We start from the raw sequence: 15,411 nt of genomic DNA on the forward strand, positions 1-15,411 counted from the left end.
GGGTCAGGGGCCGGCGCGGCCGACGATCGTGCCCGCGCGGTCGATGACGATGACGTCGACCGCGACGGGGGCTCCGCGCAGGACGTCCAGGGCGGTGGCGCGGGCGCGGGCCGCCACGAGGTCGCCCAGTGGAACGCCCGCGCGCTGGCAGATCTGGAGCGCGTCGAGGGCGGTGTTGGCGTGCCGGACGCGTTCGGCGGTGCCGGGGTCGGCGACCATCGAGGCGAGGACCGCGAAGTCGACCTGCGAGCGCTTGGAGTGCAGGTCTAGGTGCCCGGCGGCGAGCTTGGCGAGCTTGCCGACGCCGCCCGCGACCGTCAGCCTCGGCACCGGGTGGCGGCGCAGGTACTTCAGCACGGCGCCCGCGAAGTCGCCCATGTCGAGCAGCGCGTCCTCGGGCAGGCCGTGCAGTTCGGCGGCGGCCTTCTCCGACGTGCTGCCCGTCGCCGCCGCCACGTGGAGGCGCCCGGCGGCGCGCGCGACGTCCACGCCGCGCCGGATGCTGTCGATCCACGCCGAGCACGAGTACGGGACGACGATGCCCGTCGTGCCGAGGATCGACAGCCCCCCGAGGATGCCGAGGCGCGGGTTCCAGGTCTGGCGGGCCAGTTCGGCACCGTTGTCCACGGAGATCTCCACGATCGCGTCGGCGCCGCCGAGGACCTCGCGCATCATCGCCCGGGGCACCGGGTTGATCGCGGGCTCCCCCACCTCCAGCGGCAGGCCGGGACGGGTGACGGTGCCGACGCCGGGGCCCGCGCGGAACACCACGCCGGTGCCGGGCGCGCCGGGGCGGACGGTCGAGCGGACCAGCGCGCCGTGTGTGACGTCCGGGTCGTCTCCGGCGTCCTTGACGATGCCTGCGGTCGCGTACCCGTCGCCGAGCTCCTCCACGGCGAGGGCGAACGCGGGGCGCTGCCCGCGCGGCAGCGTGATCTCGACCGGGTCGGGGAACTCGCCGGTGAGCAGCGCGGCGTGCGCGGCCTTGGTCGCGGCCGTCGCGCAGGCGCCGGTCGTCCACCCGTGCCGCAACCCTCCCGCTCCCGGGCCGCTCACGCCTCTACCATGCCCTCGTGACCATGCGTGTACTGCTGCTGGGCGGCACCGGCGAGGCCCGCGCGCTGGCCGGGCGGCTGGCGGCCGACCCGTCCCGCGAGGTGATCAGCTCCCTGGCGGGGCGCACCGCCGCGCCCGAGCCGCCGCCGGGACGCGTCCGCGTCGGCGGCTTCGGCGGGCCGGACGGCCTCACGGCCTGGCTGCGCGCCGAGCGCATCGACGCGGTCATCGACGCGACGCACCCGTTCGCGGCGCTGATGACCGCGTCCGCCGTGGTGGCGGCCGGGCGCACCGGCGTCCCGCTGCTGGTGCTGCGCCGCCCCGGCTGGACGCCGCGGGAGGGCGACGACTGGCGGCGCGTCCCCTCGCTGCGGGCCGCCGCCGCGAACCTGCCCGGCGAGCGGGTGTTCCTGACGACCGGCCGCAAGAACCTCGCCGCGTTCGCCGGGGACGCGCGCCGCTGGTTCCTCGTGCGCTCGGTCGACCCGCCCGAGCCGCCGGTGCCGCCGCGGATGGAGACCGTCCTCGCCCGGGGGCCGTTCACCGTGGAGGACGAACTGGAGCTGATGCGCGGCCACGCCGTCGACACGCTCGTCACCAAGGACAGCGGCGGCGCGATGACGGCGGCCAAGCTCACCGCCGCGCGGACGCTCGGGCTGCCGGTCGTGATGGTCGACCGCCCGCCCGCGCCCGAGGGCGTCCCCGTCGCCGGGTCGGTCGAGGAGGCGGTCGACTGGCTGGCCGGTCACGGGTAGCGGCGCGGGGTGTAGACGGCCGGGCCGTCCCCGCGCTCGGCCCACCGCGTCTTGGACGAGCCGACGAGCAGCAGGCAGCGCATGTCGACGCCGTCCGCGCCGAGGTCGTCGAGCCGGATCACCCGGACGCTCTCCTCGGGGCCGCCGACGTCGCGTCCGATGACGACCGGGGTGTCCGGGGAGCGGTGCGCGAGCAGGACGTCGCGGGCCTTGGCGACCTGCGCGGTCCGGGTCCGCGACGCCGGGTTGTAGATCGCGATGACGAGGTCGGCCGCGGCGGCGGCCGACAGCCGCGCCTCGATGACGTCCCACGGCTTGAGCCGGTCCGACAGCGACAGCACGCAGTAGTCGTGCCCGAGCGGCGCGCCGACCCGGGACGCGACCGCGTTCGCGGCGGTCAGGCCGGGCAGCACCCGCACCGGGACGTCCCGCCACCGCTCCCCCGCCGCCACCTCCAGCACGGCGGCGGCCATCGCGAACACGCCCGGGTCGCCGGAGGAGACGACCGCGACCCGCCGCCCGCGCTCGGCCAGCGCCAGCGCGAACTCCGCGCGCTCCTCCTCCACCCGGTTGTCGGAGGCGTGCCGGGCCTGCCGGGGGTTGGCGGGCACGCGCGCCAGGTAGGGGGCGTAGCCGACCAGGTCGTCGGCGGCGGCGAGGACGTCCTGCGCCTCGGGCGTCAGCCACCCGCGCCCGGCCGGGCCGAGGCCGACGACCGCGACCTCCCCGCTGCGGGGCGCGGCGCGCTCGGGCAAGCTGCGGCGCGTCTGCTCGTGGACGCGGCTCGGCAGCACCGCGACGGAGAAGTAGGGGACGGTGGCCGGGTCCACGTCCGCGAGCGGCAGCGCGCGCTGCTCCTCGGTCGTGGCGCGCTCGACGTACCAGGCGTCGTTCAGGCGCCCCGCCCGGTCGAGGGCCTGCCGGACGTTGCCGAACGTCCGCCCGAGCTTGAGGATCGCGGCGGAGTCGGTCGCGGCGAGGCGTTCGGCCAGCACGTCCGGCGGCAGCGTCCCCGGCAGGACGGTCAGCACCTCGTCGCGCTCCACCAGCGGCCGCCCCAGCTCGGCGGACGCGCCGCTCACCGACGTCACGCCCGGCACCACCGTCGTCGGATAGCGCCCGTCGAGCCGCTTGTGCAGGTGCATGTAGGAGCCGTAGAAGAACGGGTCGCCCTCGCAGAGCACCACGACGTCGCGTCCGGCGTCCAGGTGCTCGGCCAGCCGCTCCGCGCACCGCGCGTAGAACTCCTCCAGCACCCCCCGGTAGTCGCCGGTCGCCTCGGTCGTGACCGGGTAGACCAGCGCCTCCTCGATCTGCCCCTCCCGCAGGTGCTCGCGCGCGATGGACCGGGCGATGCTGCGCCCGTGCCGTGCCGAGTGGTAGGCGACCACGTCCGCGGCGCCGATGAGCCGGGCCGCCTTCAACGTGATCAGCTCGGGGTCGCCGGGGCCGAGCCCGACGCCGTACAGGTGTCCGGTCATCACTCTTCCTCGCTGGCGATGGCGTTGACCGCGGCGGCGGTCATGGCGCTGCCGCCCCGCCTCCCGCGCACGACCAGGTAGGGCAGACCCGACGCGGCCAGCGCCTCCTTCGACTCCGCCGCGCCGATGAACCCGACCGGGATCCCGAGCACCGCCGCCGGGACGCCCGCCCCGTCCCGGACCATCTCCAGCAGCCGGAACAGCGCCGTCGGCGCGTTGCCGACCGCCACCACCGACCCGGCGAGGCGGTCGCGCCACAGCTCCAGCGCGGCGGCGCTGCGGGTGGTGCCCAGCTCGCGCGCCAGTCCGGGGACGCGCGGGTCGCCGAGCGTGCAGACGACGTCATTGTCCTTCGGCAGCCGCCCGCGCGTCACCCCCGCGGCCACCATCATCGCGTCGCACAGGACGGGCCGCCCGTCCAGCAGCGCGGCGCGCGCCGCCGCGACGACGCCGGGCGCGTGGTCCAGGTCGTCCACCAGGTCCGTCATCCCGCACGCGTGGATCATCCGGACGGCGACCCGGGCGACGTCGGCGGGCAGCCCCGCGAGGTCCGCCTCCGCCCTGATGGTCGCGAACGACCGCCGGTAGATCTCCGCTCCGTCGCGGACGTAGTCGATCACTCGCTCCTCCGTGTCGCGGCGACGGCCGCCGCCGTCGCCGCCAGATCCTCCGGCCGTGCCCGCACCGCGTCGCCCAGCCGCACCTCGTACCTGCCCGGCCCCGCCACGACCGCCACATGCCGGTCGGCCGGTCGCCCGCACTGCCGCTCGCAGCCCGACCAGTGGACGGGCAGGCCGCCCTGTGCGCGGCGGGCGCGGGCCGCGTCGGCGCGGACGTCGGTCAGCGACCTGGCGCAGCCCGGCCGCCCGGCGCAGGAGGTCAGCCCCTCCCACTCCGGCGCGGTGACCAGGCCAGGGAAGTCTGGCATGTCCGGAAGGTCCGGAAGCACGACCCCCCGCCACGGCGTGACAATGATCTCCTCGACGCCGCGGAGCGGCGCGGGGTCGAGCCGTCCGAGCGGGACGAGGCCGGAGAACGCCCTCCGCCCGTCCCGCTGGGGGATCTCGCCGAGCGGCGTCCGTCGCGGCACCGCCGGAACCGGCACGGGCTCCTCGCGCCCGCCGGGCAGCGGCAGGCCGCCGGGCAGCTCGGCCACCCGCCACTCCTGCGTCCGGACGCGCAGGAACGCGCGCGCCGCGTCCAGCACGAGCCCGACCGCGTCCTCGGGGCGGACCCGGAGACCGCTGTCGGCACCGGCCAGGACGAGCGCCAGCCGGTCCGGGCCGAGCGCGTAGAGGCCGACGTCGCCGCGCATCGCGACCACGTCGCCGCGGCCGTCGTCGAGCGTGAACAGGAACCGCCCGGACAGCTCCGCCAACGCGGGATCGGCGCACAGCCCGGCGTCCAGCTCCGCGACGAGGGGGCGGACGTCGAGCAGCCCGGCGCCGTCCCGTCCGGTGAGCACGCTCGCGGCGATGTTGCGGACCCGCTCGTGCGTCGCGGACGGCAGCAGCCCCGCCGCGCGCAGCCGCGCCGCGAGGTCGCGTTCCGCCCCGTCCGCAAGCCCTCTGATCTGCACGTTCGCCCGCGAGGTCAGCTCAAGGAACCCGTCCCCGAGATCGGCGGCGGCGGCCGCGAGCACGGCGAGCCGCGCCCCGCTCACCGCCCCGCCGGGCAACCGGACCCGCGCGAGCCCTCCGTCGGCGGCGGCATGTACCCGCAGAGCCCCCGGACACCCGTCCGCCCCTGACCGCATGCCCGGATCCTAACCCCGCATCACCGCCGCCCCCCTCAGTGCTGGGCGGACGACGCGGAGGCGCACGACAGGGGACCGCCCCAGTCCGCCAAGTAGAGCCCGTCGACCACCCGGCCGAACGGGTCGACGCCGCCGAGACAGGCGTGCGGGGGCGGGTCGCGGAGGGCGGAGCGGAAGGTCAAAGTGAAACCCCTCTCCGGCGACTCCGTCCAGGTGACGCGCGTGCCCCTGCCCTCGGCGAAGGTGAAGTGGGCGGTCGCGGGCGGCGCGCCCCGCCTCATCGTGCCGTCGCCGGTCCGCCCGTCCGGCCGCATGACGGCGCCGGTCAGCCTCGACCCGTCCGGCGCGCGGAACAAGACACGCCCTGCCCGCAGGTCGGCCCCGCCGGCGCCGGTGTCGAGCGCCCGGACGGTGGCGTGCTCGATGACGGTCCCGACCTCCCCGTAGCGCGCTTCCTCCCGCTTCCCGCCCACGTCACCGAGGGTGTAGCCGACGGTACGGCTGTCGGCCGCCCAGATGATCTCACCGAGCACCGTCCCGCCGGACGCGCCCCACGTGCGGCGCCGCCCCGAACCGAGGTCGAGCACGGTGAGCGCCGATCGCGGCGGATCCGCCGGCCGCGGCCTCGCGCCGCACGCGGCGGAGGCGAAGGCGAGACGGCGCCCGTCGGGACTCATCGCGAGACCCGCCACCAACCCCGGAACCGCGCCGCCCCGCACCGGTTCGAGCCCGGTCACGTGCCCGGCGCGGGTCAACCGGAAGCGGTGCAGGCGCGTCTCGCACCCCGATGACGAGGCCGCGACGAACGCTCCTCCCGGCCCCGCGATGATCTCCCTCGCCGCACCGGTGGACGGGGGCGGCCGCTCGACGTCGGCCACCCGCGTGCGGTGATCGGCCGTGAACGCGTCCACCCGGACCCACGGACCGGAGCCGCGAACCGCCGACTCCACGTTGACCCGGCCCACGGTCACCATGAACAACGGCGCCCGCTCACCGCCGTACGGGCCACGCTCCACCCGAAGCGCCACCCCGCCGACAGACGCGGCGACCAGCACGGCCAGCACCGCCGGGGCCGCCCAGCGGCGTAACCGCCAGGACGCCGGTTCCCTTTCCTGGATCTCCACCATCCGATGATCATGCCGTTTCCGGGCGGTGCGCCGTGCTCGTTCGCCGTACTCGTCCCGCGACGGGTTAAGGTGAGCCTGGCGACGTGTGGAGGAAGCCGGTGCGAATCCGGCGCGGTCCCGCCACTGTCACCGGGGAGCGGACCCCAGCGAAGGCCACCGTGCGAGCGGGAAGGCCGGGGCGAGCGCCGATCCGGGAGCCAGGAGACTCCGGTCGCCGCCGTTTCAGCCTGCGATTCGGGGCGAGGACCCCGGGTGAGGACGCGATCCGCCGTGATCTTGCTGCTGTCCACCTCGGACACCGACCTGCTCAGTGCGCGTGCCAGTGGCGCGGACTTCCGGCTCGCCAACCCGGCGCGCACCGGGGTGGACGACCTCCCGGGCCTCGTCGAGGGCGTCGACCTCGTCGTCGTGCGGCTCCTCGGGGGGCGGCGCGCCTGGGAGGAGGGGCTGGACGCCCTGCTCGCCGGGCCGCGCCCGGTGGTGGTGCTGAGCGGGGAGCAGTCCCCCGACGCCGAGCTGATGGGGCTGTCGACCGTCCCGGCGGGCGTCAGCGCGGAGGCGCACGCCTACCTCGCCTACGGCGGGCCCGGGAACCTCGCGGAGCTGTTCCGGTTCCTCTCCGACACCGTCCTGCTGACGGGGTTCGGTTTCGGCCCGCCCACCGCGACGCCCACCTGGGGTGTGCTGGAACGCGATAGCGCCGGGCGGGACGGTGCCCCCGTCGTCGGCGTCCTGTACTACCGCGCCCACCACCTCGCGGGGAACACAGCGTTCGTCGAGGCGCTGTGCGAGGCGATCGAGGACGCGGGCGGGCGGGCCCTCCCGGTGTTCTGCGCGTCGCTGCGGACGGCCGAGGCCGACCTGCTGGAGACCCTCGGACGCGCCGACGCGCTCGTCGTCACCGTCCTCGCGGCGGGCGGGACGCGGCCGGCCACGGCGGGCGCGGGCGGCGACGACGAGGCGTGGGACGTGGGGGCGCTCGCCGGTCTGGACGTGCCGATCCTGCAAGGGCTGTGCCTCACCGGGGAACGGACCGCGTGGCAGGAGAGCGACGACGGGCTGTCCCCGCTGGACACGGCCACGCAGGTCGCCGTGCCCGAGTTCGACGGGCGGATCATCACGGTCCCGTTCTCGTTCAAGGAGACCGACGAGGACGGGCTCAGCGTCTACGTCGCCGACCCCGAGCGCGCGGCGCGGGTCGCGGGGATCGCCGTCCGGCACGCGGCGCTGCGGCATGTCCCGGCCGGGGAGAAGCGGGTCGCGCTGATGCTGTCGGCCTACCCGACCAAGCACGCGCGCATCGGCAACGCGGTCGGGCTGGACACGCCCGCCAGCGTCGTCGCGCTGCTCGACGCGATGCGCGGGCGCGGCTACGACGTCGGCGACGACCTGCCCGGCGAGGGCGACGCGCTCATGCACGCGCTGATCGCGGCGGGCGGGCAGGACCCCGACTGGCTGACCGAGGCGCAGCTCACCGGCAACCCCGTCCGCATCCCGGCGGGCAGGTACACGGCCTGGTACGCGACGCTCCCGGAGGATCTGCGCGCGGGCGTCGAACGGCAGTGGGGCCCGCCGCCCGGCGAGCTGTTCGTCGACGACTCGGGCGGCGAACCGGAGATCGTGCTCGCGGCGCTGCGGTCGGGGAACGTGGTGCTGATCGTCCAGCCGCCGCGCGGGTTCGGCGAGAACCCGGTCGCGATCTACCACGACCCGGACCTGCCGCCCAGCCACCACTACCTGGCCGCCTACCGGTGGATCGCCGACGAGTTCGGCGCGCACGCGGTCGTCCACGTCGGCAAGCACGGCAACCTGGAGTGGCTGCCCGGCAAGTCCGCCGGGATGTCGGCCTCGTGCGGCCCGGACGCGGCGATCGGCGACCTGCCGCTGATCTACCCGTTCCTCGTGAACGACCCCGGCGAGGGGACGCAGGCCAAGCGGCGCGCGCACGCGACGCTGGTCGACCATTTGATCCCGCCGATGGCGCGCGCGGAGAGCTACGGCGACATCGCCCGGCTCGAACAGCTCCTGGACGAGCACGCCAACATCGCCGCGCTGGACCCGGCGAAGCTCCCGGCGATCCGCGCGCAGATCTGGACGCTGATCCAGGCGGCGCGGCTCGACCACGACCTCGGCCTGGACGACCGCCCGCACGACGCGGAGTTCGACGACTTCCTCCTGCACGTGGACGGCTGGCTGTGCGAGGTGAAGGACGTCCAGATCCGCGACGGGCTGCACGTGCTCGGCGCCGCGCCCGAGGGCGACACGCGCGTCGACCTGGTGCTGGCGATGCTGCGGGCCCGGCAGATGTGGGGCGGGTCGGTGTCGCTGCCCGGCCTGCGCGAGGCCCTCGGGCTGGACGTGGACAGCACGGTCCGGCAGGACGTCGACGCCATCGAGGAGCGGGCGCGGGCGCTGGTCGCCGCGATGGAGGAACGCGGCTGGGACCCGTCGGCGGCCGGGGAGCTCGCGGACGGGCAGGTCGCGGAGATCCTGCGGTTCGCCGCGTCCGAGATCGTGCCCCGGCTCGCCCGCACGGCCGACGAGATCGGGAACGTGCTGCACGCGCTGGAGGGCGGCTACGTCCCGGCCGGGCCGAGCGGCTCGCCGCTGCGCGGGCTCGTCAACGTCCTGCCGACGGGGCGGAACTTCTACTCGGTCGACCCGAAGGCCGTCCCGAGCCGCCTCGCCTACGAGACCGGCCGCGCGATGGCCGACTCGCTGCTCGCCCGCTACCGCGAGGACACCGGCGAGTGGCCGCGCTCGGTCGGCCTGTCGGTGTGGGGCACCAGCGCGATGCGCACCTCCGGCGACGACATCGCCGAGGTGCTCGCGCTGCTCGGCGTCCGGCCGGTGTGGGACGAGGCGTCCCGCCGCGTGACCGGCCTGGAGCCCGTCCCGCTGGAGGAGCTGGGCCGCCCGCGCGTCGATGTCACGATCCGGATCAGCGGGTTCTTCCGCGACGCGTTCCCGCACGCGGTGACCATGCTCGATGATGCCGTCCGGCTCGCGGCGGGCCTGGACGAGCCCGACGAGGACAACCACGTCCGCGCCCACGTCCGCGCCGACCGGGAGGCGCACGGCGACGAGCGGCGCGCGACCCTGCGGGTGTTCGGGTCGCGGCCCGGCGCGTACGGGGCGGGGATCCTCCCGCTGATCGACAGCCGCAACTGGCGCGACGACTCCGACCTCGCGGAGGTGTACGCGGTGTGGGGCGGCTACGCCTACGGCCGCGGCCTCGACGGCGTGCCCGCGCGCGGCGACATGGAGAACGCCTACCGGCGGATCAGCGTGGCGGCCAAGAACACCGACACGCGCGAGCACGACATCGCCGACTCCGACGACTACTTCCAGTACCACGGCGGCATGATCGCGACCGTGCGGGCGCTCACCGGCAAGGCGCCGAGGGCCTACATCGGCGACAGCACCCGACCCGACGCCGTCCGCACCCGCACGCTGGACGAGGAGACGTCCCGGGTGTTCCGCGCCCGCGTCGTCAACCCGCGCTGGCTGGCGGCGATGCGCCGGCACGGCTACAAGGGCGCGTTCGAGCTGGCCGCGACCGTCGACTACCTGTTCGGCTACGACGCGACCGCCGGGGTCGTCGCCGACTGGATGTATGAGAAGCTCGCGCACACCTACGCGCTGGACGAGGAGAACCAGAGGTTCTTCAACGAGTCCAACCCGTGGGCCCTGCACGGCATCACCGAGCGCCTGCTGGAGGCGGCCGACCGGGGCATGTGGGAGCACCCCGACCAGGACACCCTGGACGCCCTCAAGCGCCTCTACCTCGAAGTCGAGGGCGACCTCGAAGAGGACTGACCGCCCGCGTCAGCCCATGTAGGCGGCGATCGTGCGCTCCGCGCAGGCGCGGGCGAGCGCGGCGTCGCCGTCGGCGGCGGCGTGGGCCTCGCCCCACGCGGCCCCGCTGAGCCGCATGAACTCCTTGCCCTCGGCGGTTCCGGGCCAGTCCGTCCCGATCGGGAGCGGGGCCCCGCCCGACGCCAGGTGCAGCGCCAGGCCGAGGACGCTGAGGTCCCAGCCGATGCCGACGGCGCCGGGGCCGAACTCCTCCCAGCGGTCGTCCACGTGGGCGATGTGCTCCAGCTCGAACCGCGTCCGGCCGCCCGGCTCGGGCGCCAGCCGCACCTCGATCCAGCTCACCTGGCCGCCGAACTCCCAGGTCGCGGCGAACCCCTTGGGCGGGTCGCAGCGCTCGATCGTCCCGCCCGCGTTGCCGTCGAGCTGGTAGCGGCCGCCGAGCCGCAGCTCGCCCGAGACGGGCAGGAACCAGCGCGGGATGCGCTCGGCGTTGGTGCAGGCGTCCCACACCTCCTCGACGGCGGCGTCGTAGCTCTGGCTGACCGTGGCGGTGCGGGCGGTGCCCGCCTCCAGCACCCGGTCGCCGACCCGGCGCCGAACGGCGTTGATCTGCTCGGTCACTTCGATCATCATTCGCTCCCTGGTGGTCGTCGCGCGCGCCTGCCCCGGGCCAGTTCGGTCCCGAGCGCGTCCAGGCGCGGGGCCCAGTACCGGCGGAAGCGGTCGAGCCAGGCGTCGACCTCCCGCAGCGGCGCCGCGTCGACCGCGTAGAGGCGGCGCGTGCCCTCGGCGCGCACCACCGCGAACCCCGCCTCGCGCAGCACCCGCAGGTGCTGCGACACGGCGGGCTGCGAGATCCCGAACTCCTCCTGGATGACCGCCGACACCTCGCCCGAGGAGCGCTCGCCGTCCGCGAGCACCTCCAGGATCCGGCGCCTGACCGGGTCGCCCAGCACATCGAAGGCGTGCACGGCGACCAAGGTACAGCGTCTGCTTATATAAGTCACGTCTGAAATTAGGAGGCCCCGGACGGCCGTCGCGTAGGCGTGGAAGCTCGGGCCGGGGATCTTCTCGATCCGGCGGGAGGTGCGGCCCCGCCGGCAGCCACGCGAGCTCGCGGAACCGGTCGGCGCCGCGCAGGTCGGAGACGAACGGGAAGGTGCCGCTCCGCTCCCCCACCGCGGCCGCCGCCGGGCACGCGGGCCCTGGACGTCGCGGCGGCCTCGGCCGTCCACCGCGAGGCCCGGCACGCGGCCGGGGCCTCACCGTGGACCTCTAGCCCCCGCCCGCCAGCAGTTCCGCGAAGGGGACCGGGTCCTCGTAGGGGTCGCTCTTGGCGGCGGCGGGACGGGCCTCGATCAGGGCGGCCAGCTCCGCGCCCGCGCGGGCGATCCGGTCGGCGAGGTCGCTCTGGGCGGCGCCCGCGCCCCAGTCCTCGGGCGCCGCGTACACGGCGGTCGGGACGGGGGCGGCGCGCAGGTAGGCGAACAGCGGGCGCATCGCGTGGTCGATCGCGAGCGAGTGCCGCGCGGTGCCGCCGGTCGCGCCGAGCAGCACCGGCCTCCCCTCCAGCGCGCCCGGTTCGAGGACGTCGAAGAACGTCTTGAACAGGCCGCTGTAGGTGGCGTTGAAGACGGGCGTGACGGCGATCAGGCCGTCCGCGCCGGTCACGGCCTCGACGGCGGAACGGAACGGCCCCGACGGGAAGCCGGTGAGCGCCGCGTCGACGATCGCGTGCGCGTGGTCGCGCAGCTCGACGTGCTCGACGGGGAGGTCGCGGCCGAGCGCGGCGGTGGTCGCGGCGGCGAGCCGGTCGGCGAGCAGGCGGGTGGACGAGGGCTGCCCGAGCCCGGCGGAGACGACGGCGAGCCCGCTCATCGGACGGCCTCCTCACCGGTCCGCTTCGCGGCGGCCAGGGACGCGTGCGTCGGCGCGGTCGCCGGGACGTGCGCCGGACGCAGCGCCTCGAACTCCTTGCGCAGCACCGGCACGACCTCCTCACCCAGCATGTCGACCTGCTCCAGGACGGTCTTCAGCGGCAGGCCCGCGTGGTCGATCAGGAAGAGCTGCCGCTGGTAGTCGCCGAAGTAGTCGCGGAACGTCAGCGTCTTCTCGATCACCTGCTCCGGGCTGCCCACCGTCAGCGGCGTCTCGGCGGTGAACTCCTCCAGCGAGGGCCCGTGCCCGTACACCGGCGCGTTGTCGAAGTAGGGGCGGAACTCCCGGACGGCGTCCTGCGAGTTGCGCCGCATGAACACCTGCCCGCCCAGGCCCACGATCGCCTGGTCGGCGGCGCCGTGCCCGTAGTGCTCGTAGCGGCGCCGGTAGAGCGCGATGAGGCGCTGGAAGTGCTCCTTCGGCCAGAAGATGTGGTTGGCGAAGAAGCCGTCGCCGTAGTAGGCGGCCTGCTCGGCGATCTCGGGGCTGCGGATCGAGCCGTGCCAGACGAAGGGCGGCACGCCGTCCAGCGGGCGCGGCGTCGAGGTGAACGCCTGGAGCGGGGTGCGGTGCTCACCCTGCCAGTCGACGACGTCCTCGCGCCAGAGCCGGTGGAGGAGGTTGTAGTTCTCGATGGCGAGCGCGATGCCGTCCCGGATGTCCTTGCCGAACCACGGATAGACGGGGCCGGTGTTGCCGCGTCCCATCATCAGGTCGACCCGGCCGTCGGCCAGGTGCTGGAGCATCGCGAAGTCCTCGGCGATCTTCACCGGGTCGTTGGTGGTGATCAGCGTGGTCGCGGTGGACAGGATCAGCCGCTCGGTCCGGGCCGCGATGTAGCCGAGCATGGTCGTCGGCGAGGACGGCACGAACGGCGGGTTGTGGTGTTCGCCGGTGGCGAACACGTCCAGCCCGGCCTGCTCGGCCCGCTCCGCGATCGCGACCATGGCCTTGATCCGCTCCGCCTCGGACGGCGCGCGCCCGGTCGTCGGGTCCGGGGTGACGTCGCCGACCGAGAAGATCCCGAACTGCATGCCGGCCTCCAAGGTAGTAGAAACTTCAATCGACCTACCGGAACCGCATCATCACCCACGCTATTCCACCCGGTCAGACCCCTGCGCCCCCGGCGGTCAGGCGACCGCGCGGGCGAGGGAGTCGACCAGCCAGATGTGCGCGCCGCCGCCGTTGACGCGCTCGCCCGTGACCGCGCCGTAGAGCGTCCAGTACCGGCGCATGCGGGGGTCGGCGTCCACGGAGGTGCCGGCGAACAGCGCGCGACGGAACTCCGGGGTGTCGCGCTCGCCGCGCGCGAACGCGTGCGCGTCCACGTAGACGTCCAGTTCGGGGCCGGGGCGCGGCTCCTCCCCGGCGGCGACCTTCGGCAGCGCCAACCGGACCGCCGCCGACATGCCGCTCAGCAGCGTCCGCTCGTCCCGGACCTCCGCGGCGTTGGCGCGCCCGCGCGCGAGCATCCGGCGGAGCAGCGACCGGTCCCCGACCAGCGCGACCATCTCGGCGTAGGCGAGCACCTGCCCCGGCGTCGGGACCTCGGGCGGCGGCGGGACGCTCATGTCCACGAACGAGAACTCGATCTCGGGCGAGACCGGCGCCAGCACGAGCCGCCGCCAGAACCCCGCGAGGACGTCCCGGGCGGCCGGGCCGTCCTCGACGGCGGCCAGCAGTTCCAGCCGCGCGGCCCGCTCGGCCGGGCCCGCCTCCTCGACCGCGCGCAGCGCCGCGCGGCGCCAGGCGAGCGCGGCCAGCTCGACGTCCATCGCGGCCCGCTCGGCGGCGGCCGCGTCGCCGACCGACCGCTCCCCGCGCAGCACGGACGCGATCGCGGGCAGCCCGAGGCCGAGGCCCCGCAGCCGCCGGACGAGCCGGAGCCGCTCCACGGCGGCGGGCCCGAACCGCCGGTGCCCGCCCGCGCTGCGCGCCGGTTCGAGGAGGCCCTCGTCGCAGTAGAACCGGATCGTCCGGACGGGCACGCCGGTCACGGCCGCCAGGTCGCCGATCCCCAGCGCCTCCGCTGTGGCGTGCGTCACATCCACTTGAACCTCCACCCGGGTGGAACTCCTACGTTACGGGCGCGCCCGGAGGACGGGGCACCCGGATGAGAGGACACCGACATGAGGACACCGGAACCCGCACGGCTCGCCGAGGGGCTGCGCGCGCACACCGCCGCGCTGGCCGAGGCCGTCACGGGGGCCGACCCGGCGGCGCCCGTGCCGACCTGCCCCGAGTGGCGCCTGCGCGACCTCGTCGGGCACGTCGGCCAGGCGCACCGCTGGACGACGGCCCTGGTGCGGACGGGCGCGGCCGACGCCGTGCCCGACCCGGCCGACGCCGACCCCGGCCCGCCCGAGGTCTGGCGCGGCTGGCTGAACGAGGGCGCCGAGGATCTGGCCAAGGCCGCCGAGGACGTGGGCCCCGAGACGGTCGTGCGCGCCTTCGTCGGCCCGCTGCCGGTGGCGTTCTGGCTGCGGCGGATGGCGCACGAGACGGCCGTCCACCACGCGGACGCGGCGCTCGCCACCGGCGCGGCGTTCACGATCGCGCCCGACCTCGCCTCCGACGCGATCCGCGAGGCGCTGGAGTTCATGGCCTCGCCCGTCGCGGAGGACCTCAGGCCGGGGCTGGCCGCCCTGCGCGGGCAGGACCAGAGCATCCACCTCGACCCCGAGGACATGGACGACCCGGGGTGGCTGATCACCCGGACGCCGGAGGGCCCGCGCTGGGACCACGCGGACGGCGAGACCGCGGACGTCTCGCTGGGCGCGCCCGTCCGGGACCTGCTGCTGGTGTTCACCCGGCGGCTCCCCCTGGAGGACGCCGACGCGGTGGTCACCGGGGAGCGGGCCCTGCTCGACCACTGGCTGGCCTGCACCGCGTTCTGACGCGCCGGGGCGCCCCGGGCTAGGGTCGGCTCATGGTGACGCCCGTGCAACCGCCGCCCGAACCGTCCAACAAGCTGACCGACCCGCGCGAGCTGCTCGCCGGCTACCTCGACTTCTACCGGGACGCGCTGCTGCGCAAGCTGGACGGGATGCCCGAGGCGGCGCTGCGCGCGAGCGCGCTGCCGTCCGGGTGGACGCCGCTGGAGCTGCTCAAGCACCTGACCTACGTCGAGGTCCGGTGGCTGCGCTGGGGCTTCGCGGCGGAGGAGATCGCCGTGCCCTACGGCGAGTTCGGGCCGGACGACCGCTGGCACGTGGGCGAGGAGGAGACCCTCGACGAGCTGAGGGCCGCCTTCCTCGACACGTGCGAGCGGTCCCGCCGGATCGTCGGCGCGGCCCGGCTGGAGGACTTCGCGGCGGAGGGCGGGCGGTTCGACGAGCCGGGTCAGGAGCCATCGCTGATCTGGATCCTGTTCCACGTCCTGCAGGAGTACGCGCGCCATCTCGGCCACCTGGACGTCGTGCGCGAACTGGCGGATGGGACGATCGGCGAGTAGCGCCGCCCCCCGCACAGCTCAGGAG

14 protein-coding genes and 1 riboswitch are annotated in these 15,411 nt (G+C 75.4%); of the genes, 4 read left to right on the forward strand and 10 right to left on the reverse strand.

Annotated features, from left to right (window positions below):
* Window positions 1-3 precede the first annotated feature (3 nt).
* On the reverse strand, window positions 4-1,056 hold the full coding sequence (locus KLI87_RS31385) for a cobalt-precorrin-5B (C(1))-methyltransferase (RefSeq protein ID WP_308166335.1): 1,053 nt from the start codon (window positions 1,054-1,056) through the stop codon (window positions 4-6).
* Window positions 1,057-1,079: 23 nt separating this feature from the next.
* Between KLI87_RS31385 and KLI87_RS31390 the strand changes: the two genes are divergently transcribed.
* Window positions 1,080-1,811, forward strand: coding sequence for a cobalt-precorrin-6A reductase (locus KLI87_RS31390; RefSeq protein WP_214620077.1), 732 nt, complete (start codon window positions 1,080-1,082; stop codon window positions 1,809-1,811).
* Here KLI87_RS31390 and KLI87_RS31395 read toward each other — a convergent pair.
* From KLI87_RS31395 to KLI87_RS31410, 4 genes are read right to left on the reverse strand one after another with little or no spacing between them, the layout of a single operon-like run.
* Entirely contained in the window at window positions 1,802-3,292 is a 1,491-nt protein-coding gene (locus tag KLI87_RS31395) for a precorrin-2 C(20)-methyltransferase (RefSeq protein WP_214619940.1), read from the reverse strand. The two genes, KLI87_RS31390 and KLI87_RS31395, sit on opposite strands and share 10 nt — an antisense overlap.
* Window positions 3,292-3,912 (reverse strand): precorrin-8X methylmutase, encoded by a 621-nt coding sequence (locus KLI87_RS31400; protein ID WP_214619941.1) that lies wholly within the window; start codon window positions 3,910-3,912, stop codon window positions 3,292-3,294. The genes KLI87_RS31395 and KLI87_RS31400 overlap by 1 nt, the downstream gene beginning before the upstream one ends.
* Complete coding sequence (locus KLI87_RS31405; protein WP_214619942.1) at window positions 3,909-5,048, reverse strand: precorrin-3B synthase; 1,140 nt, start codon at window positions 5,046-5,048, stop codon at window positions 3,909-3,911. The genes KLI87_RS31400 and KLI87_RS31405 overlap by 4 nt, the downstream gene beginning before the upstream one ends.
* 35 nt (window positions 5,049-5,083) lie before the next feature.
* Complete coding sequence (locus KLI87_RS31410) at window positions 5,084-6,175, reverse strand: hypothetical protein (RefSeq protein ID WP_214619943.1); 1,092 nt, start codon at window positions 6,173-6,175, stop codon at window positions 5,084-5,086.
* An 88-nt stretch (window positions 6,176-6,263) separates the two neighbouring features.
* Window positions 6,264-6,383, forward strand: a riboswitch (cobalamin riboswitch).
* Between the two features lie 44 nt (window positions 6,384-6,427).
* Here KLI87_RS31410 and cobN point away from each other — a divergent pair.
* The gene (gene cobN, locus KLI87_RS31415; protein WP_308166337.1) at window positions 6,428-9,994 is read left to right on the forward strand and encodes a cobaltochelatase subunit CobN; all 3,567 of its coding nucleotides are present in this window, start codon (window positions 6,428-6,430) and stop codon (window positions 9,992-9,994) included.
* A gap of 9 nt (window positions 9,995-10,003) precedes the next feature.
* On the opposite strand, the gene KLI87_RS31420 is transcribed toward cobN, so the two are convergent.
* The 5 genes from KLI87_RS31420 to KLI87_RS31440 all read right to left on the reverse strand — a co-directional run bounded on the left by KLI87_RS31420 (window position 10,004) and on the right by KLI87_RS31440 (window position 13,977).
* Window positions 10,004-10,627, reverse strand: coding sequence for an SRPBCC family protein (locus KLI87_RS31420; protein WP_250904431.1), 624 nt, complete (start codon window positions 10,625-10,627; stop codon window positions 10,004-10,006).
* On the reverse strand, window positions 10,624-10,965 hold the full coding sequence (locus KLI87_RS31425; RefSeq protein WP_214619944.1) for a helix-turn-helix transcriptional regulator: 342 nt from the start codon (window positions 10,963-10,965) through the stop codon (window positions 10,624-10,626). Before KLI87_RS31425 ends, KLI87_RS31420 begins: the two co-directional genes overlap by 4 nt.
* Window positions 10,966-11,269: 304 nt before the next feature.
* The gene (locus KLI87_RS31430; protein WP_214619945.1) at window positions 11,270-11,872 is read right to left on the reverse strand and encodes an FMN reductase; all 603 of its coding nucleotides are present in this window, start codon (window positions 11,870-11,872) and stop codon (window positions 11,270-11,272) included.
* A complete protein-coding gene (locus tag KLI87_RS31435; protein WP_214619946.1) occupies window positions 11,869-12,966 on the reverse strand; it encodes an LLM class flavin-dependent oxidoreductase in 1,098 nt (365 codons plus the stop codon). Before KLI87_RS31435 ends, KLI87_RS31430 begins: the two co-directional genes overlap by 4 nt.
* A gap of 96 nt (window positions 12,967-13,062) precedes the next feature.
* Window positions 13,063-13,977, reverse strand: a complete 915-nt coding sequence (locus KLI87_RS31440; protein ID WP_214619947.1) for a MerR family transcriptional regulator — start codon at window positions 13,975-13,977, stop codon at window positions 13,063-13,065.
* An 84-nt stretch (window positions 13,978-14,061) separates the two neighbouring features.
* On the opposite strand from KLI87_RS31440, the gene KLI87_RS31445 reads away from it, so the two are divergent.
* A complete protein-coding gene (locus KLI87_RS31445; protein WP_214619948.1) occupies window positions 14,062-14,829 on the forward strand; it encodes a maleylpyruvate isomerase family mycothiol-dependent enzyme in 768 nt (255 codons plus the stop codon).
* Between the two features lie 32 nt (window positions 14,830-14,861).
* Window positions 14,862-15,386: a DinB family protein gene (locus KLI87_RS31450; RefSeq protein ID WP_156218737.1), complete on the forward strand. Its 525-nt coding sequence runs from the start codon at window positions 14,862-14,864 to the stop codon at window positions 15,384-15,386.
* The last annotated feature ends 25 nt before the right edge of the window (window positions 15,387-15,411 follow it).

Source organism: Actinomadura sp. NEAU-AAG7, from assembly GCF_018603865.1.
Classification (GTDB): domain Bacteria; phylum Actinomycetota; class Actinomycetes; order Streptosporangiales; family Streptosporangiaceae; genus Spirillospora; species Spirillospora litoris.

Bases quoted from the DNA above. Each gene is read 5' to 3' on its own strand.
- KLI87_RS31390 (WP_214620077.1), top strand. From the start codon at position 1,080: ATGCGTGTACTGCTGCTGGGCGGCACCGGCGAGGCCCGCGCGCTGGCC.
- KLI87_RS31395 (WP_214619940.1), bottom strand. From the start codon at position 3,292: ATGACCGGACACCTGTACGGCGTCGGGCTCGGCCCCGGCGACCCCGAG.
- KLI87_RS31405 (WP_214619942.1), bottom strand. From the start codon at position 5,048: ATGCGGTCAGGGGCGGACGGGTGTCCGGGGGCTCTGCGGGTACATGCC.
- KLI87_RS31410 (WP_214619943.1), bottom strand. From the start codon at position 6,175: ATGGTGGAGATCCAGGAAAGGGAACCGGCGTCCTGGCGGTTACGCCGC.
- KLI87_RS31420 (WP_250904431.1), bottom strand. From the start codon at position 10,627: ATGATGATCGAAGTGACCGAGCAGATCAACGCCGTTCGGCGCCGGGTC.
- KLI87_RS31430 (WP_214619945.1), bottom strand. From the start codon at position 11,872: ATGAGCGGGCTCGCCGTCGTCTCCGCCGGGCTCGGGCAGCCCTCGTCC.
- KLI87_RS31435 (WP_214619946.1), bottom strand. From the start codon at position 12,966: ATGCAGTTCGGGATCTTCTCGGTCGGCGACGTCACCCCGGACCCGACG.
- KLI87_RS31445 (WP_214619948.1), top strand. From the start codon at position 14,062: ATGAGGACACCGGAACCCGCACGGCTCGCCGAGGGGCTGCGCGCGCAC.
- KLI87_RS31450 (WP_156218737.1), top strand. From the start codon at position 14,862: ATGGTGACGCCCGTGCAACCGCCGCCCGAACCGTCCAACAAGCTGACC.